We start from the raw sequence: 17,175 nt of genomic DNA, 5'->3' as shown, positions 1-17,175 counted from the left end.
GTGACGGAGTTCGTGCGGTTCCCGCTCGATGGCGGCGGTTCGGTACTGGTCGAAGTGGAGGTGCCGCACGCGGTCGAGCGCGCCGCGCGCCCGAAGAACATGCTCCGCGAGGCGGGGGTGTCCTTCGAACGCGCGCTGGAGGAGGTGCGGGGTGCGGCGGCCGCCGCGCTCGACAAGTTCCGCTCGATGGGCCCGGATGAGGTGGAGCTGAAGTTCGGCGTGAAGCTGGACGCGCAGGCGGGCGCGGTGATCGCGAAAACCGGGCTCCAGGGCCAGTTCGAGGTCAAGCTGAAGTGGCTGCGCGACCCGGCCGCGGTGGTGCCGCAGGAGGAGACCGTGGAGGACGCCGCTCCGGCGAAGTCCTCAGAGGGCGAGGGAGAGTAGGCGGAAGCTCAGTCCCTTGCCGTGCGTGTCCAGCGCGAGCGAGGTGGTGACCCCGCCTTCGAGCGCCTGGCGGCAGCGGAACTGGAGCGCGCACAGGTTCGGCAGCACGTACCGGACCACCTCGCCGCGCAGCTGACCGGCCAGGTGGGCGCGCACGCGTTCGGCGGTCACTTCGCGGACGAGCAGCGGGAAGTCCTCGTCGCGATAGGGGAACAGCGACAGGATCGAGGTGTCGCCCTTGTCCCCGGCGCGGCAGTGCGCGATGTCGTGCAGGATCATCGCACCGGCCCGAAGGTGGTGACCCGTGGTTCGGCGATCTCCCGGTCGAGCAGTGCGGACACGATGCCGATGACCTCCGTGGTGCTCGTGCGTACCCCGCCACCACCGGCGGGTCCGTTGGTGTACAGGGCTTCGACCTCGTGGCAGACCACGTCGGCCGCGTCGCGGGACGGGGTCAGCGCGGCCACCCGCAAGCGGCTTTCGCTGTCCGATGTGGACAGCTGGATCCGGGGTGGTTCCGGGAGCCGCCGGGTGACGATCTCCCCGGCCAGTCGCGCGCGTTCGGCCGCGTTCGGGCCCTCGTAGGAGATCTCGGCTTCCGCGCGGAACCCGGCCCGGTAGCCGACGCTCACCTTCAGCCGTGTCGGCCGGGTCCGGCCGACCGCGCCCGCCACCGCCACCCGGTCGGGGCCGGTCTCGCGCACGGTCACCTCGCGCAGGTCCAGTTCCACGTCCGGGGTCAGGTACGCGGTGGGATCGGTGATCTCGTACAGCAGCTGCTCGCGCACGGTCGCCCGTGAGAGCAGGCCGCCGGTGCTCTCCGGTTTGCCGAAGACAGCCGAGCCGTCGGCGGTGACGTCGGCGAACGGGAAGCCGAGTTCGGCGAGTCCCGGCACCTCCTTGCGACCGGGGTCGGCGAAGTAACCGCCGGTGAGCTGACCGGCGCATTCGAGCAGGTGGCCGATCAGCGTGCCCGCGGCCGCACGCGGTGGATCGGCCAGGTCCCAGCCGAGCCGGTCGGCGAGCGGGGCGAGGAACAGCGACGGGTCGGCGACCCGTCCGGTGAGCACGACGTCCGCGCCGAGCGCGGGCAGGATCGCGTCCGCGCCGAGATAGGCGTTGGCGGAGACCAGTTCGCCGTGGTCTTCCAGCGGCACGCCGTCTTCGAGCGCCGGGGTGCGGGGGTCGATCCGGTCGAGCACGTCGTCGCCGGTGACCACCGCGACGCTGCGGTCGAGCCCGAGTTCGGTGAGCAGCGCCGCGGTCGCGCGCCCGGCGGCGAGCGGATTGGCCGCGCCCATGTTGCTGAGCACGCGCACCCCGTGTTCGGCGGCCAGCGGCAGCAGGCGGCGGAAGCGCGTCAGCAGTCGTGGGTCGTACCCGGCGTCCGGATCGGTGAGCCTGCGCTGCTGGCCGAGCGCGATCGTGCGCTCGGCCAGGCACTCCAGCACCAGATCTGCCAGGCCGGCCCGGCGCACCAGGATCTCCGCCGGTTCGAAGCGGTCACCGGCGAAGCCCGCGCCACTGCCGATTCGTGTCGTTCGCATGCTCTGGTCCTCAGATGGAGATCGCGCCGGTGGCCAGTGCGACCACGGTCATCACCAGCGTGGTGCCGAAGGCCCACTTGAAGATGAACCGCTGGTGCGCGCCGAGTTCGACCCCGGCCATGCCGACCAGGATGAAGGTGGACGCGGTCAGCGGGCTGAGCGGGAACCCGGTGGTCATCTGCCCGAGCAGCGCCGCCCTGGCCACCTCGTTCGGGTCACCGCCCAGCGCCGCGCTGGTCTCGGCGAGCACCGGCAGCACGCCGAAGTAGTAGGCGTCCGGGGTGAACACCAGGCTCAGCGGCATGCCGGTGAGCGCGGTCAGCGGCGGCAGCGCGCCGGCCGCCCAGTCCGGGATGATCCCGACCAGCGCGCGGGCCATCGCGTCGATCATGCCGGTGCCCGAGAGGACCCCGGTGAACACCCCGGCGGCGAAGATCATCGTGGTCACCAGCACCACGTTGTGCCCGTGCTTCTCGAACAGCTCCTGCTGCTGCGGCCACTTCGGCCGGTTGACCAGCAGCGCGAGCACGAAGGCCACCACAAACAGGATCTCCAGCTTGGCCAGCTGGGCGAGCAGCGCGGCGACCAGCGCGAGGGTCAGCACCACGTTGAGCCAGAAGCGGATCCGCTCGGCGCGCGTGCGCTCGGCCGGCGTCTCGGCGGGTGGTTCGAGCGTGATCACGCCGAGGCGCTTGCGCTCGGTGCGGCCGATCAGGTACGCGGCGACGAGCACCCACAGCACACCGCCGATCATCGCGGGCAGCAGTGGCAGGAACAGTTCGCCGCTGCCGGCGTCCATCGCGGCCATCGCCCGCGCGGTCGGGCCGCCCCACGGCACCATGTTCATCACGCCCGCGCCGAGGCAGACCACCCCGGCCAGCACCAGCGGGCGCATGCCGAGCCTGCGGTAGAGCGGCAGCATCGCCGAAACCGTGATCAGGAAGGTGGAGGCGCCGTCGCCGTCCAGTGCGACCAGCAGGGTGAGCACCGCGGTGCCGACGGTGATCTTGAGCGGATCGCCCTTGGCCCAGCGCAGGATCCGGGCCACCGCCGGGTCGAACAGCCCGGCCTCGATCATCAGGCAGAAGTAGAGCACCGCGAAGGTGATCATGATCGCCACCGGGGCGACCGTGGTCAGTCCCTTGCCGATCAGTTCACCGAGCCGGGGTGCCGCGCCGACCGCGAGCCCGGCCAGGATCGGGATCACCGTCAGCGCCAGCAGCACCGACACCCGGCGCGAGAGCACACCGGCCAGAAAGACCGCGATGGTCAGGAATCCCGCCAGGGCAAGCATCTGTTCCGGCCTTTCGCACTGTCCGCACGTCGTCGTTGACGCCCCGACTGTGAGCCAAGCCGCATATCGAGGTCAAGCAAGGATTTCGCATAGACTGATGCGCCATGCGCATGGACCTGACCGTTCCGCAGTTGCGTGCCGTGGTCGAAGTGGCCGACGCGGGCGGCTTCACCAGTGCCGCCCAGCGCCTGCACCTGGCGCAGTCCTCGCTGAGCCGGGCGATCGGCGAGGTGGAGCGGCGCGTCGGGGTGGCCCTGTTCGAGCGCACCACGCGAAAGCTCGAACTGACCCCGGAGGGCGCGGAGTTCGTCCGGATCGCCCGTGGGGTGCTCGGCTCGTTCGACGCCGGGATGCGGCACTTCGCCGGGTTCCTGGCCGGGACCAGCGGGCACGTGCGCGTGGCCACCCTGCCCTCGCTCGCGGCGATCCTGCTGCCGCCGGTGGTGGCGGCCTACTCGCGGGCGCACCCGGCGGTGGAACTGTCCATCGAGGACGCGTTGTCCGGCGAGGTGCTCGACCGGGTGCGTGCGGGGGAAGTCGACCTGGCGGTGACTGTGGTGACCGAGCCACTGCCCGATCTCGACGTGCGCGAGCTGGCGGCCGACCGGTTCTGCGGCATCTTCCCGCCCGGCCACCCGCCGGTACGCGACTGGGCTTCGCTGGCTGGCGAGCCGTTCATCGCCTTCGGCACGTCGTCGAGCATCCGCCGCCTGGTCGACCGGGCGCTCGACGCCGCGTCGGTGCGCACCGGCCGCCGCACCGAAGCCAGGAACATCGCCGCGGTGGCCGGGCTGGTGGCCGCCGGGCTCGGGGTCTCCGTGGTGCCGGGACTGGTGCTGCCGCTGGTTTCCTTCGCCGGGCTGGAGCACGCGCCGCTGGCCGGGCCCGCCGTGGACCGGACCATCGCCGTGGTGCGCGATCCCGCCCGGCCGCTGGCCCCGGCGGTGCGGGCCTTCGTCGAGGCCCTGTTCACCGACCGGACCGAGCTGCCACCGGAATCACTGTGGCTGCCACGGTGATGTCGCGAAGGTGCCGGACTTTCCGCTCTGTACTTGGTGAACTGTCTGCATGCCCGCGGTTTTCTGCATAACACTGGGAATTTTCTCGCTCGTCACCACCGAGATCCTGCCGATCGGCCTGCTCACGGCGATCGCGCGCGAGTTCGGCGTCTCGGACGGCACGGCCGGGCTGACGATGACCCTGCCCGGCCTGCTCGCCGCGGTCGCCGCGCCGGTGGTCACCACCGCGACCGGCCGCTTCGACCGGCGGGTGATGCTGTGTGCTTTGGTGCTGTTGCTGGCTTTCGCCGACTTCCTCGCCGCCGCCGCACCCGGTTATCCGGTCCTGCTGGTGTCCAGGGTCCTGGTCGGGCTGGTGATCGGCGCGTTCTGGTCGATCGGCGCCGGACTGGCGCCCCGCCTGGTCGCGCCGGAACGGGTGGGCACGGCCAAGGCGGTGATCTTCTCGGCGGTCCCGCTCGGCTCGGTGCTCGGAGTGCCCGCCGGTACGTTCATCGGCGAGCTGGCGGGCTGGCGCACGGCTTTCACCGTGCTCGGCGTGCTCACCGCGGCACTGTTCCTCGCCATGCTCGCCTGCCTGCCCGCGTTGCCCGCGCGTGAGGTGACCAGGGCGGCGGTGCTCGGCGCGCTGCTGCGGCGGGGGAGTGTCCTCACTGGACTGGCGGTGACCTTCCTGGTTGTGCTCGCCCACTTCGGCGCCTACACCTACGTGACCCCGTTCCTGCTGGAGTTCACCCGGCTCGGCTCCGGCGCTATCACGGTTTTCCTGCTGGTGTACGGAATCGCGGGGATCGCCGGGAACTTCCTCGCCGGGTCCACAGTGGATGAACGGCCACGCCGGACGTTCCTGGCGGTGGCCGCCCTGCTGGCCGCGGCCACCGCGCTGCTTCCCGTGCTGGGTGGCGGTTCCGTCGGCGCGCTGGTGCTGCTGGCGTTGTGGGGCCTGGCCTACGGCGCGGTGCCGGTGTGCTCCCAGACCTGGTTCGCCAAGGCCGCACCGGAAGCGCCCGAAGCCGCGACCGTGTTGTTCACCGCGTCCTTCCAGGCGACCATCGCCGCCGGTGCCTGGCTCGGCGGGCTGGTCGTGGACGCCTTCTCCCCGGCCGCGGTGATGGTCTCGGGCGGGCTGGTGGCGACCGTGGCGGTGCTGTTCGTGGCCCGGCGGCCGGTGAACCGGCCCGGTGTGACCCCGAGATGACGCTTGAAGTGCCGGTTCAGGTGCGCCTGGTCGTGGAAACCGGCCGCGGTGGCGACGCTGGCCGGTCGCTGCCCGGCCAGCAGGAGCCGTCGCGCCAGGTCCACCCGGCGCCCGGTCAGGTACAGGTGCGGTGGCAGGCCGAACGCCCTGGTGAACGAGCGGACCAGGTGCGTCGGGTGCGCGTGCAGCGCCTCGGCCGCGTGCCGCAGGGTGAGCCCGTCGACGGTGTGCGCGTCGAGCAGATCCCGGAGGTCACCGGCCAGCCGGGGCACCGGGGCCTGCCGGTCCTCCGTGCGCCGCCGGAGGTGGAAGCGCAGCCGCTCGCGGACCAGCGCCAGCCTGCTTTCGGCCTCCAGCTCGTCACCCGGCCGGGCCAGCACGAGGTGCAGCTGGTGCAGGCGGTGCCGCAGCGCCGGATCGGTCAGCGTCGGCTGGTCCACCGCCGCCCCGGCCAGTTCGGCGCCGAGCACCGAGGTGTCCACGTAGAGCACGCGCTTGCGGAACCCACCGTCGGTGGCCGAGCGCCCGTCGTGCGGCACGTGCGGTGGCAGCACGGACACCGACGGTGTGCCGATGCCGTGGTGGTGCAGGTCCAGGTCGAACCGGACCGCGCCGTCGTCCACGATCAGCACGGTCCAGGCGTCGTGCGTGTGCGGTGGGTAGGCGTGGTCGGTGAAGTGCGCGTGGAAGACCTCGTCGACCCCGGGCACGCCCGGTTTCCAGGCCCGGATCATGTCAAGAACATACAAGACCGGGCCCGGCCGCCGGGCGCATGCTGGAAGCGCAACGGAACAGACGCCACCCGAGGAGCACCACCGTGACCGCCGCCCGGTTCGACACCAAGATCGCCGTCCTGCTGCGCAACGACCTGGAGTCGTGGCAGCGGCTCAACATCACCGCCTTCCTGAGCAGCGCGATCGCCGGGGCCGACCCCGCCCTGATCGGTGAGCCCTACGCCGACGCCGACGGCATCGAGTACCTGGCCATGTTCCGCCAGCCCGTGCTGGTCTTCACCGGCGACGCCGAGCTGCTGACCACCGCGCACGGCCGCGCGCTCTCGCGCGGGCTCAAGCTCGCGGTGTTCACCGAGGAGTTGTTCGGCACCGGCAACGACACGGACAACCGGGCCGCGGTGGCCGCGGTGCCGACGGAGAAGCTGAACCTGGTCGGCATCGCGCTGCACGGGCCGAAGAACGCGGTGGACAAGGCGCTCAAGGGCGCGAGTCTGCATCCGTGACGGCGCTTTCCCCATCGCTGATGGTGGCGGTGAAGTCGGCCACCACCTCGGCGGCGATGTCGCGGACCTTGACGTTGCGGCTCTGCGAGAAACCGACCAGCTTGTCGAAGGCGGTGTCCGCGTCGCACCGGAACGCCGCCATCACCAGCCCGACGGCCTCGCTGACCGTGGTCCGGGTGTCCAGCGCCTTGCGCAGGTCCGCGGCCTCGCGCTCACCGGCGGCGATCAGCGTCTCCCGCAGCCACGACAGCTCCAGGTTCACCCGCACCCTGGCGACCAGCTCGCCGGGGTGGAACGGCTTGGTGATGTAGTCGTCGGCTCCGCTGCTCAGACCGTCCACAGCGGACTCCGCGCCGGCGCGGGCGGTGAGCAGCATGACCGGCAGCCGGGCGGTGACCGGATCGGCGCGCAGCTCACGCAGCAGCGAGAGGCCGTCGCGGCCGGGCAGCATCACGTCGCTGAGCACCAGATGCGGCCGGTGCTCGGTGATCCTGGCCAGTGCGGTGTCCACATCGGCCGCCAGGTCGACCGCCCAGCCCTGCGCCCGCAGCAGGCGCAGGATGTGCGCGCGCATGTCGGCGTTGTCCTCGACCAGCAGGATGCGCGCCTCGCCGTCGGCGGCGACAGTCTCCTGTGGACGGAGCCACTGCCCGGCCTCGTCGGCGAAACCGGCACCGACGGTGGCGGCCACCGCGGGCGGGGCAGGCTCGGCGTCCACCGGCTTCCACGGCACGGTGACGGTGAAAGTGCTGCCCACGCCCGGTTCGCTGGCCACCGCGACCGTGCCGCCCATGGTCGCGGTCAGGTCCGCGACCAGCGACAACCCGATGCCCGCGCCCTCCCCGGTCCGCCCGGCAGTGCCTTCGACCTGGTGGAACCGGTCGAACACGCGGTCCAGCTCGTGGGCCGGGATGCCGGTCCCGGTGTCGGCCACGGTCAGCACCAGCTGCTCGTCGCGCACGGCGAGGCCGAGCGTGATCGAGCCCTCGTGGGTGAACTTGAGCGCGTTGGACAGCAGGTTGAGCACGATCCTGGCCCACATTTCCTGGTCCAGCTCGATCACCGTGCTCGCGCGCTCGTCGAGTTCCACTCGCAGCTCCAGCCCGGCCTGCTCGGCGGCGGAGCCGAACATGGCTGCGCACTCGGCGGTCAGCCGCGCCGGGTCGGCGGGCTCCCAGTGCGCCCGCAACCGGCCGGACTCGGCCCTGGCGACGTCGAGCAGGGTGTCCACCAGCCGTTGCAGCCGACGGGCCGCGCGCAGCGCTTCGGTCATCACCCGCTGCTGGTCCGCGGGCAGAATGCCCTGCTCCAGCAACGCCTCCAGCGGGCCGAGCAGCAGCGTGAGCGGGGTGCGGAACTCGTGGCTGACGTTCTGGAAGAACCGGGTCTTCGCCGCGTCCAGCTCGGCCAGCGCGAGCGCGCGGCGGCGTTCGGTCTCGTAGGCCAGCGCGTCGGTCAGCATCGCCGAGAGCCGCGCGGCGATCAGCTCGAGAAAACCGCGGTAGGACTCGTCGAACTCGCGGTACGGGCTGATGCCGAGCACCAGCTCGCCGACCGGCTCCGGCAGCCCGGTCACGGTCAGCGGGAACTCGGCGAGCCGGCCGGCTTCGGCCGATTCGAGCCGGAACTCCGGCGGTCGCGGGGTGCCGTCGTCCCGCAGGGAAGCCGCCACCACCGGGAGATCGGCCGGATTGCCGCTGAGGATGCGGATCGCCTCGCGACAGGCGTGGGTCACCGGGTGCTCGGCCCCGGCCAGGTTGATCGTGCCGAGGCGGCGCAGGATCTCCATCCGCCGCTCGGCCAGCACCTGCACGGTGACGTCGGTGGTGGCGACGAAAACCCCGGCCACCGAGCTGTCCTCGGCGTGCACCGGGCTGTAGGAGAAGGTCCAGTAGGTCTCTTCGAGATAACCGTGGCGCCGCAGGAAGAGCCGCTGCTTCTCGGTGTAGGTGGCCCCGTCGCCGTCGAGCACGCTCTGGGCCAGCGGGCCCAGCTCGTCCCAGACCTCGGCCCAGCACTCGGCGCCGGGCTGGCCGATCGCGGCCGGGTACTTGTCGCCGAGCACCGGGGTGTAGGCGTCGTTGAAGATCTGCACCAGTTCCGGCCCCCACCACAGGAGCATCGGGATGTTCGACGGCAGCACCGTGCGGATCGCGCTGCGCAACTCGATCGGCCAGTCCTCGACCGGGCCCAGCGGGGTGGCCGCCCAGTCGGTGCGCCGCAGCCGGGCACGGGTTTCCCCTGGACCGGCGAAGAGCTGGTCCGCCGCCGACGGTCTGTCGATCATCGTTCGTAGCCTCCCGGGCTGCCGGTGCGCGCGGGGCGCTGAGTCAACCCGGCTAGCTGTTCAACCGGCGGAACCAGCATACCGAGGCGATCACCCGGGGTGACGACTACCCGTCGGTGAGGAACTCCAGCACCAGCGGGCTCGCGACGTCGCGGAACTCCTCGAAGTAGGCGTGACGCGCACCGGGGATCAGGTGCAGGCTCGCGCCCGGAATCCGCTCGGCGAGCAGGGGAGCGTTGGCGGTGGGGTTGAACACGTCGTCGGTGCCGTGCACCACGAGCGTGGGCGCGGTGATGCCGGGCAGCGCGTCCCAGCTGTTGTGCCGGGCGCTGGCGAGCAGGTGCGCGCGACGGGCGTGCGGCGGCATGTCCGGATCACCCAGCGTGAGGTACGGGCCGGGGTGCGTCGCGAGCCACTCGGGGGTGTACATCAGTTCCAGCAGCGCGCGCCGAGCCGCGGCGGCGTCGCGCTGGCCGAGCGCGCGCTTGACCTCGCGGTCGCGTTCGAAGCCGTGCGGCAGGCCCGGGGAGGTGCAGCCGAGCACCAGCCTGCCCACCCGGCCGGGGTGGTCCGCGGCCAGCCACTGCGCGACCCGGCCGCCCATCGAGGTGCCGTACACGTCGGCCCGGTCCACCCCGAGATGGTCCAAAATGGCCACCACGTCCCCGGCGAAACCCCTGGTGCTGTAGGAATCGTCGTCCGGCTTGCCGCTGCGCCCGAGCCCGCGGTGGTCGTAGGTGACGGTGCGGAAGAACGGCTCGAAGTCCGGACGGGCGCTGTCCCACCAGTGGTGGTTGTTCGCCTGCCCGGCCAGCAACACCAGTACGCGTTCGCCGTCGCCGTGCACTTCGTAGTACAGCTCGACACCGTCAGGCGCGTGCGCGATGGGCATGCGGATGATCTTAGGCGGGGGTCACTCCAGGAACTTGAGGACCCAGGCACGCTGCCACGGGGTTTCGACCGCGCGCGGGTGGTGGTGCTCGCGTGTCCAGTCGATGGACTCGGCCGCGGGCACGCCGGCCAGCTGGGCCAGGCAGGCCAGCACGGTGCCGGTCCGGCCGACGCCGCCACCGCAGGCGACCTCCACGCGGCGCCCGTCCTTGGCCAGTTCGTGCAGGGCGCGGATGCGGGCGATCGCGGAGCGGCGGTCCAGCGGCAGCAGGAAGTCCGGCCAGCTGATCCACTCCCGCGGCCAGGTCACGTGCCCGCCGTAGCGACGGCGCAGCATCCGCGTGCCCAGGTACAAGCCGTGGTCCGGTGGCTCGCCTTCGGGCGCGCCGCGGCGCAGGCCCCGGCCGCGCACCCAGGTTCCGTCTGGCAGTTCGATGGCGCCGGTCAGCTGGATCGTGCTCACTCCGCCATCCTGCCAGAGCGCGGGGCCGCCGGAACGGCCCCGCGCCCCGTGTTCACTCCTGGCAGATCTTGTTGCGGTTGACGCAGTTGACCAGGCGCCACATGATGCGCTGCGACATCACGTTCGCGAAGTCGTCGTGATCGCTGAACGGGTTGTGCTCCTCCTCCGGGAAGGAGTCCACCGCGTACTGCCCGGCGACCTGCACCGCACGCGGCACGTTGTAGGTCAGCGTGATCCGCAGCTGCGGCACCGCCCGGAAACCCCGGCCGCAGCGGCCGTTCTGGTCCGGGAAGACGATGTGGTCGCGGTGGTTGGCCGAGTCGATGTTCTTCCCGTCCCAGCAGCTCGGGAAGTCGTGCAGCCGCACCACCTTGCTGCCCTCGGGGCAGATCGGGTACTTGTTCATCAGCACCCGGTCCTCGAATCCGCTGCAGGTCCACGAATCGCGCGCGTTCTTCGGCCCGTTCGTGCTCACTTTGGCGTCACCGTAGAGGATCCGCAGGAAGCGCGGCATCGCGGTGACGCGGGTGACCGGGCTGCCGCGGAAGGTCAGGTCGACCTTCTCCGGGCGCTGGATCTCGCCCTCGTTGCCTTCAAGTTCGTTGTTGTCGTTCTCCTCCGGCTGGGGCTGCTTCGCCTTCTGCTCGGTGCCTTCGGCCTGTGCGTTGTCGCTGTTCTCGTCACCGTTGGCCACGCCGGGGTTGTTCTGGTCCTTGACCCCGCACGGCGCCAGTTCCGCGAGGTTCTGCGGCTTGTCGGCCTCGGCGTCGATCGCGTTCGCCATCCGGTCGATGGCCGCTGCGCGCTCGCCCTTCAGCGGTTCGAGTACCGCGGCCGGGTCCTCACCGCCCTGCACCTTCTGCTCGGCCGCGTCGAGCTGACCGTCGAGATTGCCCAGTTCGGTTTCGACCGCGGCCTGCGCGGGTTCGGGGATTTCGTCGGGCAGCTGGCTGGCCACGTCGGGGCAGTCGACCCGCGGTTCGGCCTTGGCCGCCTGATCGGCCGCCTGCGCCTGTTTCCGCTGCGCTTTCTGTTCTTCCGCGGGCGGATTTTCCGCCGGCTCTTCTTCTTCGGTGTTGATGCGCAGCACCGGCCAGAAATAGGTGGATTTGTCACCGTTGCGGCAGGTGGTGCCCGCCCGGGCCAGGCTGCGGTTGTTGGAATCGGCGTTGGTGGACAGGTTGCCCACGTAGTCGTGCAGGTGCTGGGCGCCGTTGCGCACGCCCGGCTGGGCGATGAAGTTGTCCGGGTTGAAGTGCCCGTTCTCGTTCCGTCCACAGTCGACCGTGAACGTACCTTTGCTGGCTTTGCGCTGCGGCGTCGGCTTCTTCACGTTCGGCGGCACCGTGAGGATGTCGACGAACAGCGACTTGTCGGCGCCGTCCGCGCTCGCCGGTGCGGGGTCACCGGCGGTCGCGTTGACCACGACCGCACCGACCGCGATCACCAGTCCGATCGCGCCGGTGGTCAGTTTCGTGCGTCTGGAAATGCGATGTCTACCCATGGAGTACCTCATCTGGGTCAAAACTTCGTCGGGGCGGGAACCGCGTCGCCGGAATTGTTTTCGGCAGGGGAAGACGCGGCTTCGAACGGTGATTACGGCCGATCGCCCCGGTTGTTCAGCTCGCGGATGAGGTTGCGCCGTATGGCCCAGTTCCGCTGGTGCTAACGGCCCATCGTGAAGAACTCGGCGTTCGGGCGCAGTGCGGTCAGGTGCGCGAGCCGGTTCGACATGGCGAAGAGCGCGGTGATGGCGCCGACGTCCCAGATCTCGTCCTCGGTGAGCCCGGCGGCGCGTGCGGCCGCCAGCTCGGTCTCGCCGAAGCGCGCCGAGTCGTGGGCGAGCGCCAGTGCCAGGTCGACGATCGCGCGGCCACGCTCGTCCAGCTCGACCTGCCACGGGTTGCTGGACACGCGGTCGGCCAGCTCGGGATCCTTCGCGCGGATGCGCAGGATCGCACCGTGCGCCACCACGCAGTAGGTGCAGTGGTTCGCGCCGGAGGTGGCGACCACGACGAGTTCGCGTTCGGCCTTGCTGAGTCCGTCGGAGCTGTCCATCAGCGCGTCGTGGTAGTCGAGGAACGCCCGCAGCTCGGCCGGGCGGTGGCCCAGCGCGCGGAAGATGTTGGGCACGAACCCGGACTTCTCGGCGATCGCGCCGACGCGCTCGCGCAGGTCCTCGGGCAGTTCGGCGAGTTCGACCACGGGGAACCGGCTCACGTCATCGCTCATGCGGTCCACCCTAGGCAAGTAGGTCGAGGATCACCGCCGCGGTCCAGCTGAAGTCGTGCGCGCCGTGGCCGCTGCGGGTCAGCGGGTCGACGTACTCGCGGAAGCCGACGTCGTCGGCGGCGCTGACCAGGGCCTCGCGCACGGTCTCGGCGAGTTCGTGCGCGCCGTGCAGCCGGAGCCCGCGCCAGAGCAGCCAGCCGATGTTGAACCAGGCCGGCCCGCGCCAGTACCGGGTGGCCTCGAACAACGCGTCGGTCAGGTCGAAGCTGGCGGGCAGGCCGAGTTCGCCGAGGCGGAACCGCGGGCCCAGCGTGGTCTTCACCAGCGCGTCGGCCACCGGGAGGCCGGGCACCACCAGCGGGACCAGCCCGGCCACGCTGCCCGTGCGCAACAAGCGTCCACTGTGGACGTCACGGGCGTGGAAGCAGCCGTCGCCCTCGTCGAACAGGACGTCCACCAGTGCGCCGGTCAGCCTGGTCAGCTCGGCCAGGTGCGGGGCCGGGTCGAGGCCCAGCTCGGTGGCGATCTCGGCCAGCGCGCCCTCCGAAGCGGCCAGCAGGGCGTTGGTCAGCGGGTCCTCGACGGCGAACGCGTGCCCGGCCGGGTCGTCGTCGTACCCGTTCTCGCGATAGGTCCGCGCCAGCCGGACGTACCGGCCGTAGTCGAGGTCGGTCGGCCGCTCGCCGGGCGCCGCGTGGTCCAGGTCGCGCCGGGTGAAGGCGGTGGCGGGCCGGACCCTGGCCAGCGGCTCGTCCCAAGCCGGGCTGTTGTCCATTCCGGACTCCCACGGGTGCACCACGCACACCAGCCCGCGCCCGCCGAAGTCGCGGCGGCCGGTCAGGTAGCGGTGCCAGGCCACCAGCTTCGGGTACAGCCGCGGCAGGAAACCGCGTTCGCGGGCGGTTTCCGGGGCCGCGCGGAAGGTCTCCCACGCGGCGAGCGCGTGCACCGGCGGCTGGATCAGCCCGGAGGTCGCCGGGAAACCGGATCCGGTCACCGCGGCCGAGCACCAGAAACCGGGACCGGGGAAGTACGCGTCGGGCGGGGTCGCCGCGTCGAACACGATGTGCGGCACCCGCCCGTCCGGCCACTGCGCGCCGAACAGCGATTCCAGCTCGCGCTGCGCCCGCCGGGGCGAGAGGTGACGCAGGCCGAGCGCGATGAACGCGGAGTCCCAGCTCCACTGGTGCGGGTACAGCCCGCCGGAGGGCACGGTGGACTGCCCGTGCCAGTTGTCCAGCAGCACCCGGCTCGCCCGCTCGCGCAGACCGGGACTCGCCTGGCTCACGAGGCCCGTCGCAGGAACGACGGCACCGAGCGCAGCGCCTCGGCCGGTTCCCCGCGCAGGCGGCACTCCAGGGTCAGGTAGCCCGGGTAGCCGATCGCGGCCAGCGCACCCAGCACCCCCGGCCAGTCGACGTGCCCGGTGCCCGGCTGGTTCCGGTTCGACTCGCTGACGTGCACGTGCCCGAGGTGGCGTTCGGCCGTGGCCAGCGCCGTGACGGGATCGTCCTCTTCGATGTTCATGTGGTAGGTGTCCGCGGCGATCCGGATCGAGTCCAGGCCGGTCTCGTCGATCAGCTCGGCGGCCTGTCCGAGCCGGTTGACCATGTGGTCTTCGTAGCGGTTGAGCGGCTCGAGATAGAGGCGCACGCCCTCGATCGCGGCGTGCTCGCCCAGTTCGGTGAGCCCGGCGAGCAGCACTTCGCGGTCCTCGGCCTCGCTTCGCGGCGGTTTGAACGGCGGCAGGCGCCGCGAGAACATGCCGTACGACGCCGGGGTCATCACGCCCTGCCCGCCGAGTTCGGCGATCACCGACAGCTGGGACTTCAGCTGCGCGATCGCGTCGGCACGCAGTTCCGGGTCGAAGGCGCCGAAGAAGTGGGACATCTCCACGCAGACGGTCGGCATGACCACCCCGGACGCGGCCGCGCGCCGCAGTTCGGGCAGCCGGTCGAGCAGCGCGTAGTCACCGCGCCCGCGCAGTTCGATCGCGTGGTAGCCGGCTTCCTGGGCGAACTCCCACTTGCGTTCGAGGGTGTCTCCTGGCAGCAACTGTTCCTGACAGCCGAAACGGGGCACGACTACTCCTGGTCGAAATCGAGCACGATCTGCAGCGCGTCACCGGGGCCGGTGTCGAGCAGGCGGTAGGCCTCGGCCACCCGCGACGGCGGGAGCCGGTGGGTGACCAGCGGAACCGGGTCGAGCACACCCTCGGCGCTCAACCGCAGGAAGGTGTGGTTGAGCCGCGCCTGGTCCCACCGCCCGGACAGCCGCGCGCTCACCCCGCCGATCTGCGAGCTGACCAGTTCGACGCGGTTGTGGTGGAACTCCTCGCCGAGCCGCAGCCCGCGGCCCTCGTCCTGGTAGAACCCGGCGGCGACCACGCGGCCGCCCGCGGTGACCGTGCGGATGGCCTCGTGCAGCGCCAGGTACGAACCGCTCAGCTCGATCGCCACGTCCGCGCCGGTGCCGCCGGTGTGCTCCCGCACGCCCTCCGCGACCGGCTCGCCCATCGGGTCGAACGCGCGCGCGGCACCGGCTTCGAGCGCCCGCGCGCGCCGGGCCGCGAGTCCGTCCACCGCGACCACCTCGGCCCCGCTGCGCCGCGCCATCTGAGTGGCCAGCAGGCCGATCACGCCCTGGCCGAAGATCGTCACGACCTCGCCGAGGTGCAGGTCCGCGGCCAGGATGGCGTTGAGCGCGACCGCGCCGACCCTGGCGAACGAAGCGGCCAGCGGATCGAGCCCGTGCGGTACCGGCCGGAGCTTTCCGGCGGGCACCACGGCTTCGCTGCGATGACCCCAGATGCCCCAGACCTGGTCGCCTGGCCGGAATCCGGTGCTTTCGCCGGCCTCGACCACCTCACCCGCTTCGGAGTAGCCCCAGCCGACGACCGGGTACTGGAGCCCGGGAGCTTGGGAGTTCTCGGTGAACAACCGCAGGTCGGCGTTCCAGGTGCGGGTCAGGTACGGGTTGGTGCCGCGGTAGGCGGTCAGTTCGGTGCCCGCCGAGATGCCGGAGAACCGGGTGCGCACCCGGACCTGGCCCTCCCCGAGCGGTTCGGGCGCGAACTCGGCCAGTTCGACCTGTCGCGGCCCGGTGAACTGGACAACGCGCACAACGCCTCCCCGGACTCCTGCTGGTTACGGCCGGGACTATACCGACTTATGTCTTGCGATCAATCATAAGGTCTGTTTCCATGTGGCTCCTGCGGCCAGAAGTGGAGGCACGGGATGCGACGGAGCTTCCGGGCGGTGGCGCTCCTGCTCAGCGTGGTGCTGGGCGGAACGCTGCTCACGGGGTGCGGGGCGGCACCGGGGCAGAGCCCGGCACTGGTGGTCTGGAGCCTGGAGAACCTGACCGACCGGTTCCAGGCGACCCAGCGGATCACCGCGCGGTTCACCGAGGCGACCGGCATCCCGGTCGAGCTGGTGGCGATCGACGAGAACCAGTTCAGCCAGCTGGTGATGTCCGCCGCGGCGGCGGGCAAGATGCCGGACGTGATCGGCGCGCTGCCGCTGACCGCGACCTGGCAGCTGGCGGGCAACGAACTGCTCGACAAGACCGCGAGCCAGGAGATCGTGCGCGCGCTCGGCCCGGGCACCTTCTCCCGCCGGGCACTGGAACTCACCAGCGACGACGGCGGCCAGCTCGCCGTGCCCTCGGACGGCTGGGCGCAGATCCTGGTCTACCGCAAGGACTTGTTCGCCGCGGCCGGGCTCGCCCCGCCGGACACCTACGACCGGATCACCGAAGCCGCGCGGCGGCTGAACCAGGGTGACCGGGCCGGGATCTCGATGGCCACCGCGGCCAACGACGCGGCCACCGGGCAGGCGTTCGAAGGGCTCGCCGTCGGCAACGGCTGCCAGCTCGTCGGTGACGACGGCGGCATCGCGATCGACAGCGAGCCGTGCCGCCACACCTTCGGCTTCGTCGGTGATGTGGCGGGGAAGTACGCGCCGCCGGGCGCGCAGGACATCGACAGCACCCGCGCCACCTACTTCGCCGGCCGGTCCGCGATGATCGTCTGGTCCTCCTTCCTGCTCGACGAACTCGGCGGCCTGCGCGACGACGCGCTGCCCGCCTGCCCGGAATGCGCCGCCGATCCGGGTTTCCTGGCCCGCAACAGCGGGGTGATCAGCGCGATCGGCGGCCCGGACTCGGCCGAACCCGCGCAGTACGGCGAACTGACCTCGTGGACGGTCCAGGTGGGCGCGAAACGCGAGGAGGCCAAGAAGTTCGTCGAGTTCATGATGGGGGAGCAGGCCTACCCCGAGTGGCTGGCGATGGCGCCGGAGGGCAAGATCCCGGCCCGGCGCGGCACCGCGGCCGAACCGGAGAAGTTCGCCGAGGCGTGGGAAACCTTCCCGGCCGGGGTGGACGCCAAGCGCCCGCTCGCCGAGATCTACCCGCCGGAGACCATCGCCGCCCTGCGCGAAAGCCCGGAACGCTTCGCCCGCTGGGGATTCGAGCAGGGACAGGGAGTTCTGGTCGGGGCCACCGCGGGGGAGATGCCGGTGCCGAAGGCGGTGGACGCGATGCTCGGCGGCAGCCCGCCGGACGAGGCCGCCGAAGAAGCCGCGGACGAGATCCGCTCGATCCAGACGTCACTGAAGTGAC

The 17,175-nt window shown here is 71.4% G+C and carries 16 protein-coding genes and 1 pseudogene; 5 read left to right on the top strand and 12 right to left on the bottom strand.

What is annotated here, in order from left to right:
• Entirely contained in the window at window positions 1–384 is a 384-nt protein-coding gene (locus YIM_RS28490) for a CU044_2847 family protein (RefSeq protein WP_153033258.1), read from the top strand.
• On the opposite strand, the gene YIM_RS28485 is transcribed toward YIM_RS28490, so the two are convergent.
• Genes YIM_RS28485 through YIM_RS28475 form a run of 3 tightly spaced genes read right to left on the bottom strand, consistent with a single transcriptional unit; the run spans window position 364 to window position 3,225 of the window.
• A complete protein-coding gene (locus tag YIM_RS28485; RefSeq protein ID WP_153033257.1) occupies window positions 364–663 on the bottom strand; it encodes a hypothetical protein in 300 nt (99 codons plus the stop codon). The two genes, YIM_RS28490 and YIM_RS28485, sit on opposite strands and share 21 nt — an antisense overlap.
• On the bottom strand, window positions 660–1,931 hold the full coding sequence (locus YIM_RS28480) for an acyclic terpene utilization AtuA family protein (RefSeq protein ID WP_153033256.1): 1,272 nt from the start codon (window positions 1,929–1,931) through the stop codon (window positions 660–662). The genes YIM_RS28485 and YIM_RS28480 overlap by 4 nt, the downstream gene beginning before the upstream one ends.
• A gap of 10 nt (window positions 1,932–1,941) precedes the next feature.
• Window positions 1,942–3,225, bottom strand: a complete 1,284-nt coding sequence (locus tag YIM_RS28475) for a CitMHS family transporter (protein ID WP_153033255.1) — start codon at window positions 3,223–3,225, stop codon at window positions 1,942–1,944.
• Between the two features lie 104 nt (window positions 3,226–3,329).
• Here YIM_RS28475 and YIM_RS28470 point away from each other — a divergent pair, with 104 nt between their 5' ends.
• A complete protein-coding gene (locus YIM_RS28470) occupies window positions 3,330–4,244 on the top strand; it encodes a LysR family transcriptional regulator (RefSeq protein WP_153033254.1) in 915 nt (304 codons plus the stop codon).
• Window positions 4,245–4,293: 49 nt separating this feature from the next.
• Complete coding sequence (locus tag YIM_RS28465; RefSeq protein WP_153033253.1) at window positions 4,294–5,442, top strand: MFS transporter; 1,149 nt, start codon at window positions 4,294–4,296, stop codon at window positions 5,440–5,442.
• Here the strand turns inward: YIM_RS28465 and YIM_RS28460 are convergent.
• Window positions 5,403–6,176 (bottom strand): annotated as a pseudogene (locus tag YIM_RS28460) (AraC family transcriptional regulator); the annotation flags it as partial. The gene YIM_RS28465 and the pseudogene YIM_RS28460 overlap by 40 nt on opposite strands.
• A gap of 83 nt (window positions 6,177–6,259) precedes the next feature.
• Between YIM_RS28460 and YIM_RS28455 the strand changes: the two are divergent.
• Window positions 6,260–6,679, top strand: a complete 420-nt coding sequence (locus YIM_RS28455; RefSeq protein ID WP_228004068.1) for a DUF2000 domain-containing protein — start codon at window positions 6,260–6,262, stop codon at window positions 6,677–6,679.
• Here YIM_RS28455 and YIM_RS28450 read toward each other — a convergent pair.
• The 8 genes from YIM_RS28450 to YIM_RS28415 form a co-directional block, all read right to left on the bottom strand.
• Window positions 6,654–8,966 (bottom strand): ATP-binding protein, encoded by a 2,313-nt coding sequence (locus tag YIM_RS28450; protein ID WP_153033251.1) that lies wholly within the window; start codon window positions 8,964–8,966, stop codon window positions 6,654–6,656. The two genes, YIM_RS28455 and YIM_RS28450, sit on opposite strands and share 26 nt — an antisense overlap.
• 106 nt (window positions 8,967–9,072) lie before the next feature.
• Window positions 9,073–9,858 carry an alpha/beta fold hydrolase gene (locus YIM_RS28445; protein WP_153033250.1) on the bottom strand — a complete coding sequence of 262 codons (786 nt, stop codon included), beginning with the start codon at window positions 9,856–9,858 and terminating at the stop codon, window positions 9,073–9,075.
• Between the two features lie 21 nt (window positions 9,859–9,879).
• Entirely contained in the window at window positions 9,880–10,320 is a 441-nt protein-coding gene (locus tag YIM_RS28440; RefSeq protein ID WP_153033249.1) for a protein-tyrosine phosphatase family protein, read from the bottom strand.
• 52 nt (window positions 10,321–10,372) lie between these two features.
• Window positions 10,373–11,836, bottom strand: coding sequence for a DUF1996 domain-containing protein (locus YIM_RS28435; protein WP_153033248.1), 1,464 nt, complete (start codon window positions 11,834–11,836; stop codon window positions 10,373–10,375).
• Between the two features lie 149 nt (window positions 11,837–11,985).
• Window positions 11,986–12,552, bottom strand: coding sequence for a peroxidase-related enzyme (locus tag YIM_RS28430; protein ID WP_153033247.1), 567 nt, complete (start codon window positions 12,550–12,552; stop codon window positions 11,986–11,988).
• A gap of 10 nt (window positions 12,553–12,562) precedes the next feature.
• Entirely contained in the window at window positions 12,563–13,840 is a 1,278-nt protein-coding gene (locus YIM_RS28425; protein WP_153033246.1) for a hypothetical protein, read from the bottom strand.
• A complete protein-coding gene (locus tag YIM_RS28420) occupies window positions 13,837–14,634 on the bottom strand; it encodes a sugar phosphate isomerase/epimerase family protein (RefSeq protein ID WP_153033245.1) in 798 nt (265 codons plus the stop codon). The genes YIM_RS28425 and YIM_RS28420 overlap by 4 nt, the downstream gene beginning before the upstream one ends.
• A gap of 2 nt (window positions 14,635–14,636) precedes the next feature.
• Window positions 14,637–15,674, bottom strand: coding sequence for a zinc-binding dehydrogenase (locus YIM_RS28415; protein ID WP_153033244.1), 1,038 nt, complete (start codon window positions 15,672–15,674; stop codon window positions 14,637–14,639).
• A 114-nt stretch (window positions 15,675–15,788) separates the two neighbouring features.
• Here YIM_RS28415 and YIM_RS28410 point away from each other — a divergent pair, with 114 nt between their 5' ends.
• On the top strand, window positions 15,789–17,174 hold the full coding sequence (locus tag YIM_RS28410) for an ABC transporter substrate-binding protein (RefSeq protein ID WP_153033243.1): 1,386 nt from the start codon (window positions 15,789–15,791) through the stop codon (window positions 17,172–17,174).
• Window position 17,175 lies beyond the last annotated feature (1 nt).

The sequence above is a fragment of the Amycolatopsis sp. YIM 10 genome (assembly GCF_009429145.1).
In the GTDB taxonomy this organism is placed as follows: domain Bacteria; phylum Actinomycetota; class Actinomycetes; order Mycobacteriales; family Pseudonocardiaceae; genus Amycolatopsis.
Note: the sequence above shows the minus strand (reverse complement) of the source record. Positions and strands in the feature narration are given on the sequence as shown.

What these genes read in the sequence shown, in the direction of transcription:
- YIM_RS28485 (WP_153033257.1), bottom strand. Translation starts at nt 663, where the DNA reads ATGATCCTGCACGACATCGCGCACTGCCGCGCCGGGGACAAGGGCGAC.
- YIM_RS28480 (WP_153033256.1), bottom strand. Translation starts at nt 1,931, where the DNA reads ATGCGAACGACACGAATCGGCAGTGGCGCGGGCTTCGCCGGTGACCGC.
- YIM_RS28475 (WP_153033255.1), bottom strand. Translation starts at nt 3,225, where the DNA reads ATGCTTGCCCTGGCGGGATTCCTGACCATCGCGGTCTTTCTGGCCGGT.
- YIM_RS28470 (WP_153033254.1), top strand. Translation starts at nt 3,330, where the DNA reads ATGCGCATGGACCTGACCGTTCCGCAGTTGCGTGCCGTGGTCGAAGTG.
- YIM_RS28465 (WP_153033253.1), top strand. Translation starts at nt 4,294, where the DNA reads ATGCCCGCGGTTTTCTGCATAACACTGGGAATTTTCTCGCTCGTCACC.
- YIM_RS28450 (WP_153033251.1), bottom strand. Translation starts at nt 8,966, where the DNA reads ATGATCGACAGACCGTCGGCGGCGGACCAGCTCTTCGCCGGTCCAGGG.
- YIM_RS28445 (WP_153033250.1), bottom strand. Translation starts at nt 9,858, where the DNA reads ATGCCCATCGCGCACGCGCCTGACGGTGTCGAGCTGTACTACGAAGTG.
- YIM_RS28435 (WP_153033248.1), bottom strand. Translation starts at nt 11,836, where the DNA reads ATGAGGTACTCCATGGGTAGACATCGCATTTCCAGACGCACGAAACTG.
- YIM_RS28430 (WP_153033247.1), bottom strand. Translation starts at nt 12,552, where the DNA reads ATGAGCGATGACGTGAGCCGGTTCCCCGTGGTCGAACTCGCCGAACTG.
- YIM_RS28410 (WP_153033243.1), top strand. Translation starts at nt 15,789, where the DNA reads ATGCGACGGAGCTTCCGGGCGGTGGCGCTCCTGCTCAGCGTGGTGCTG.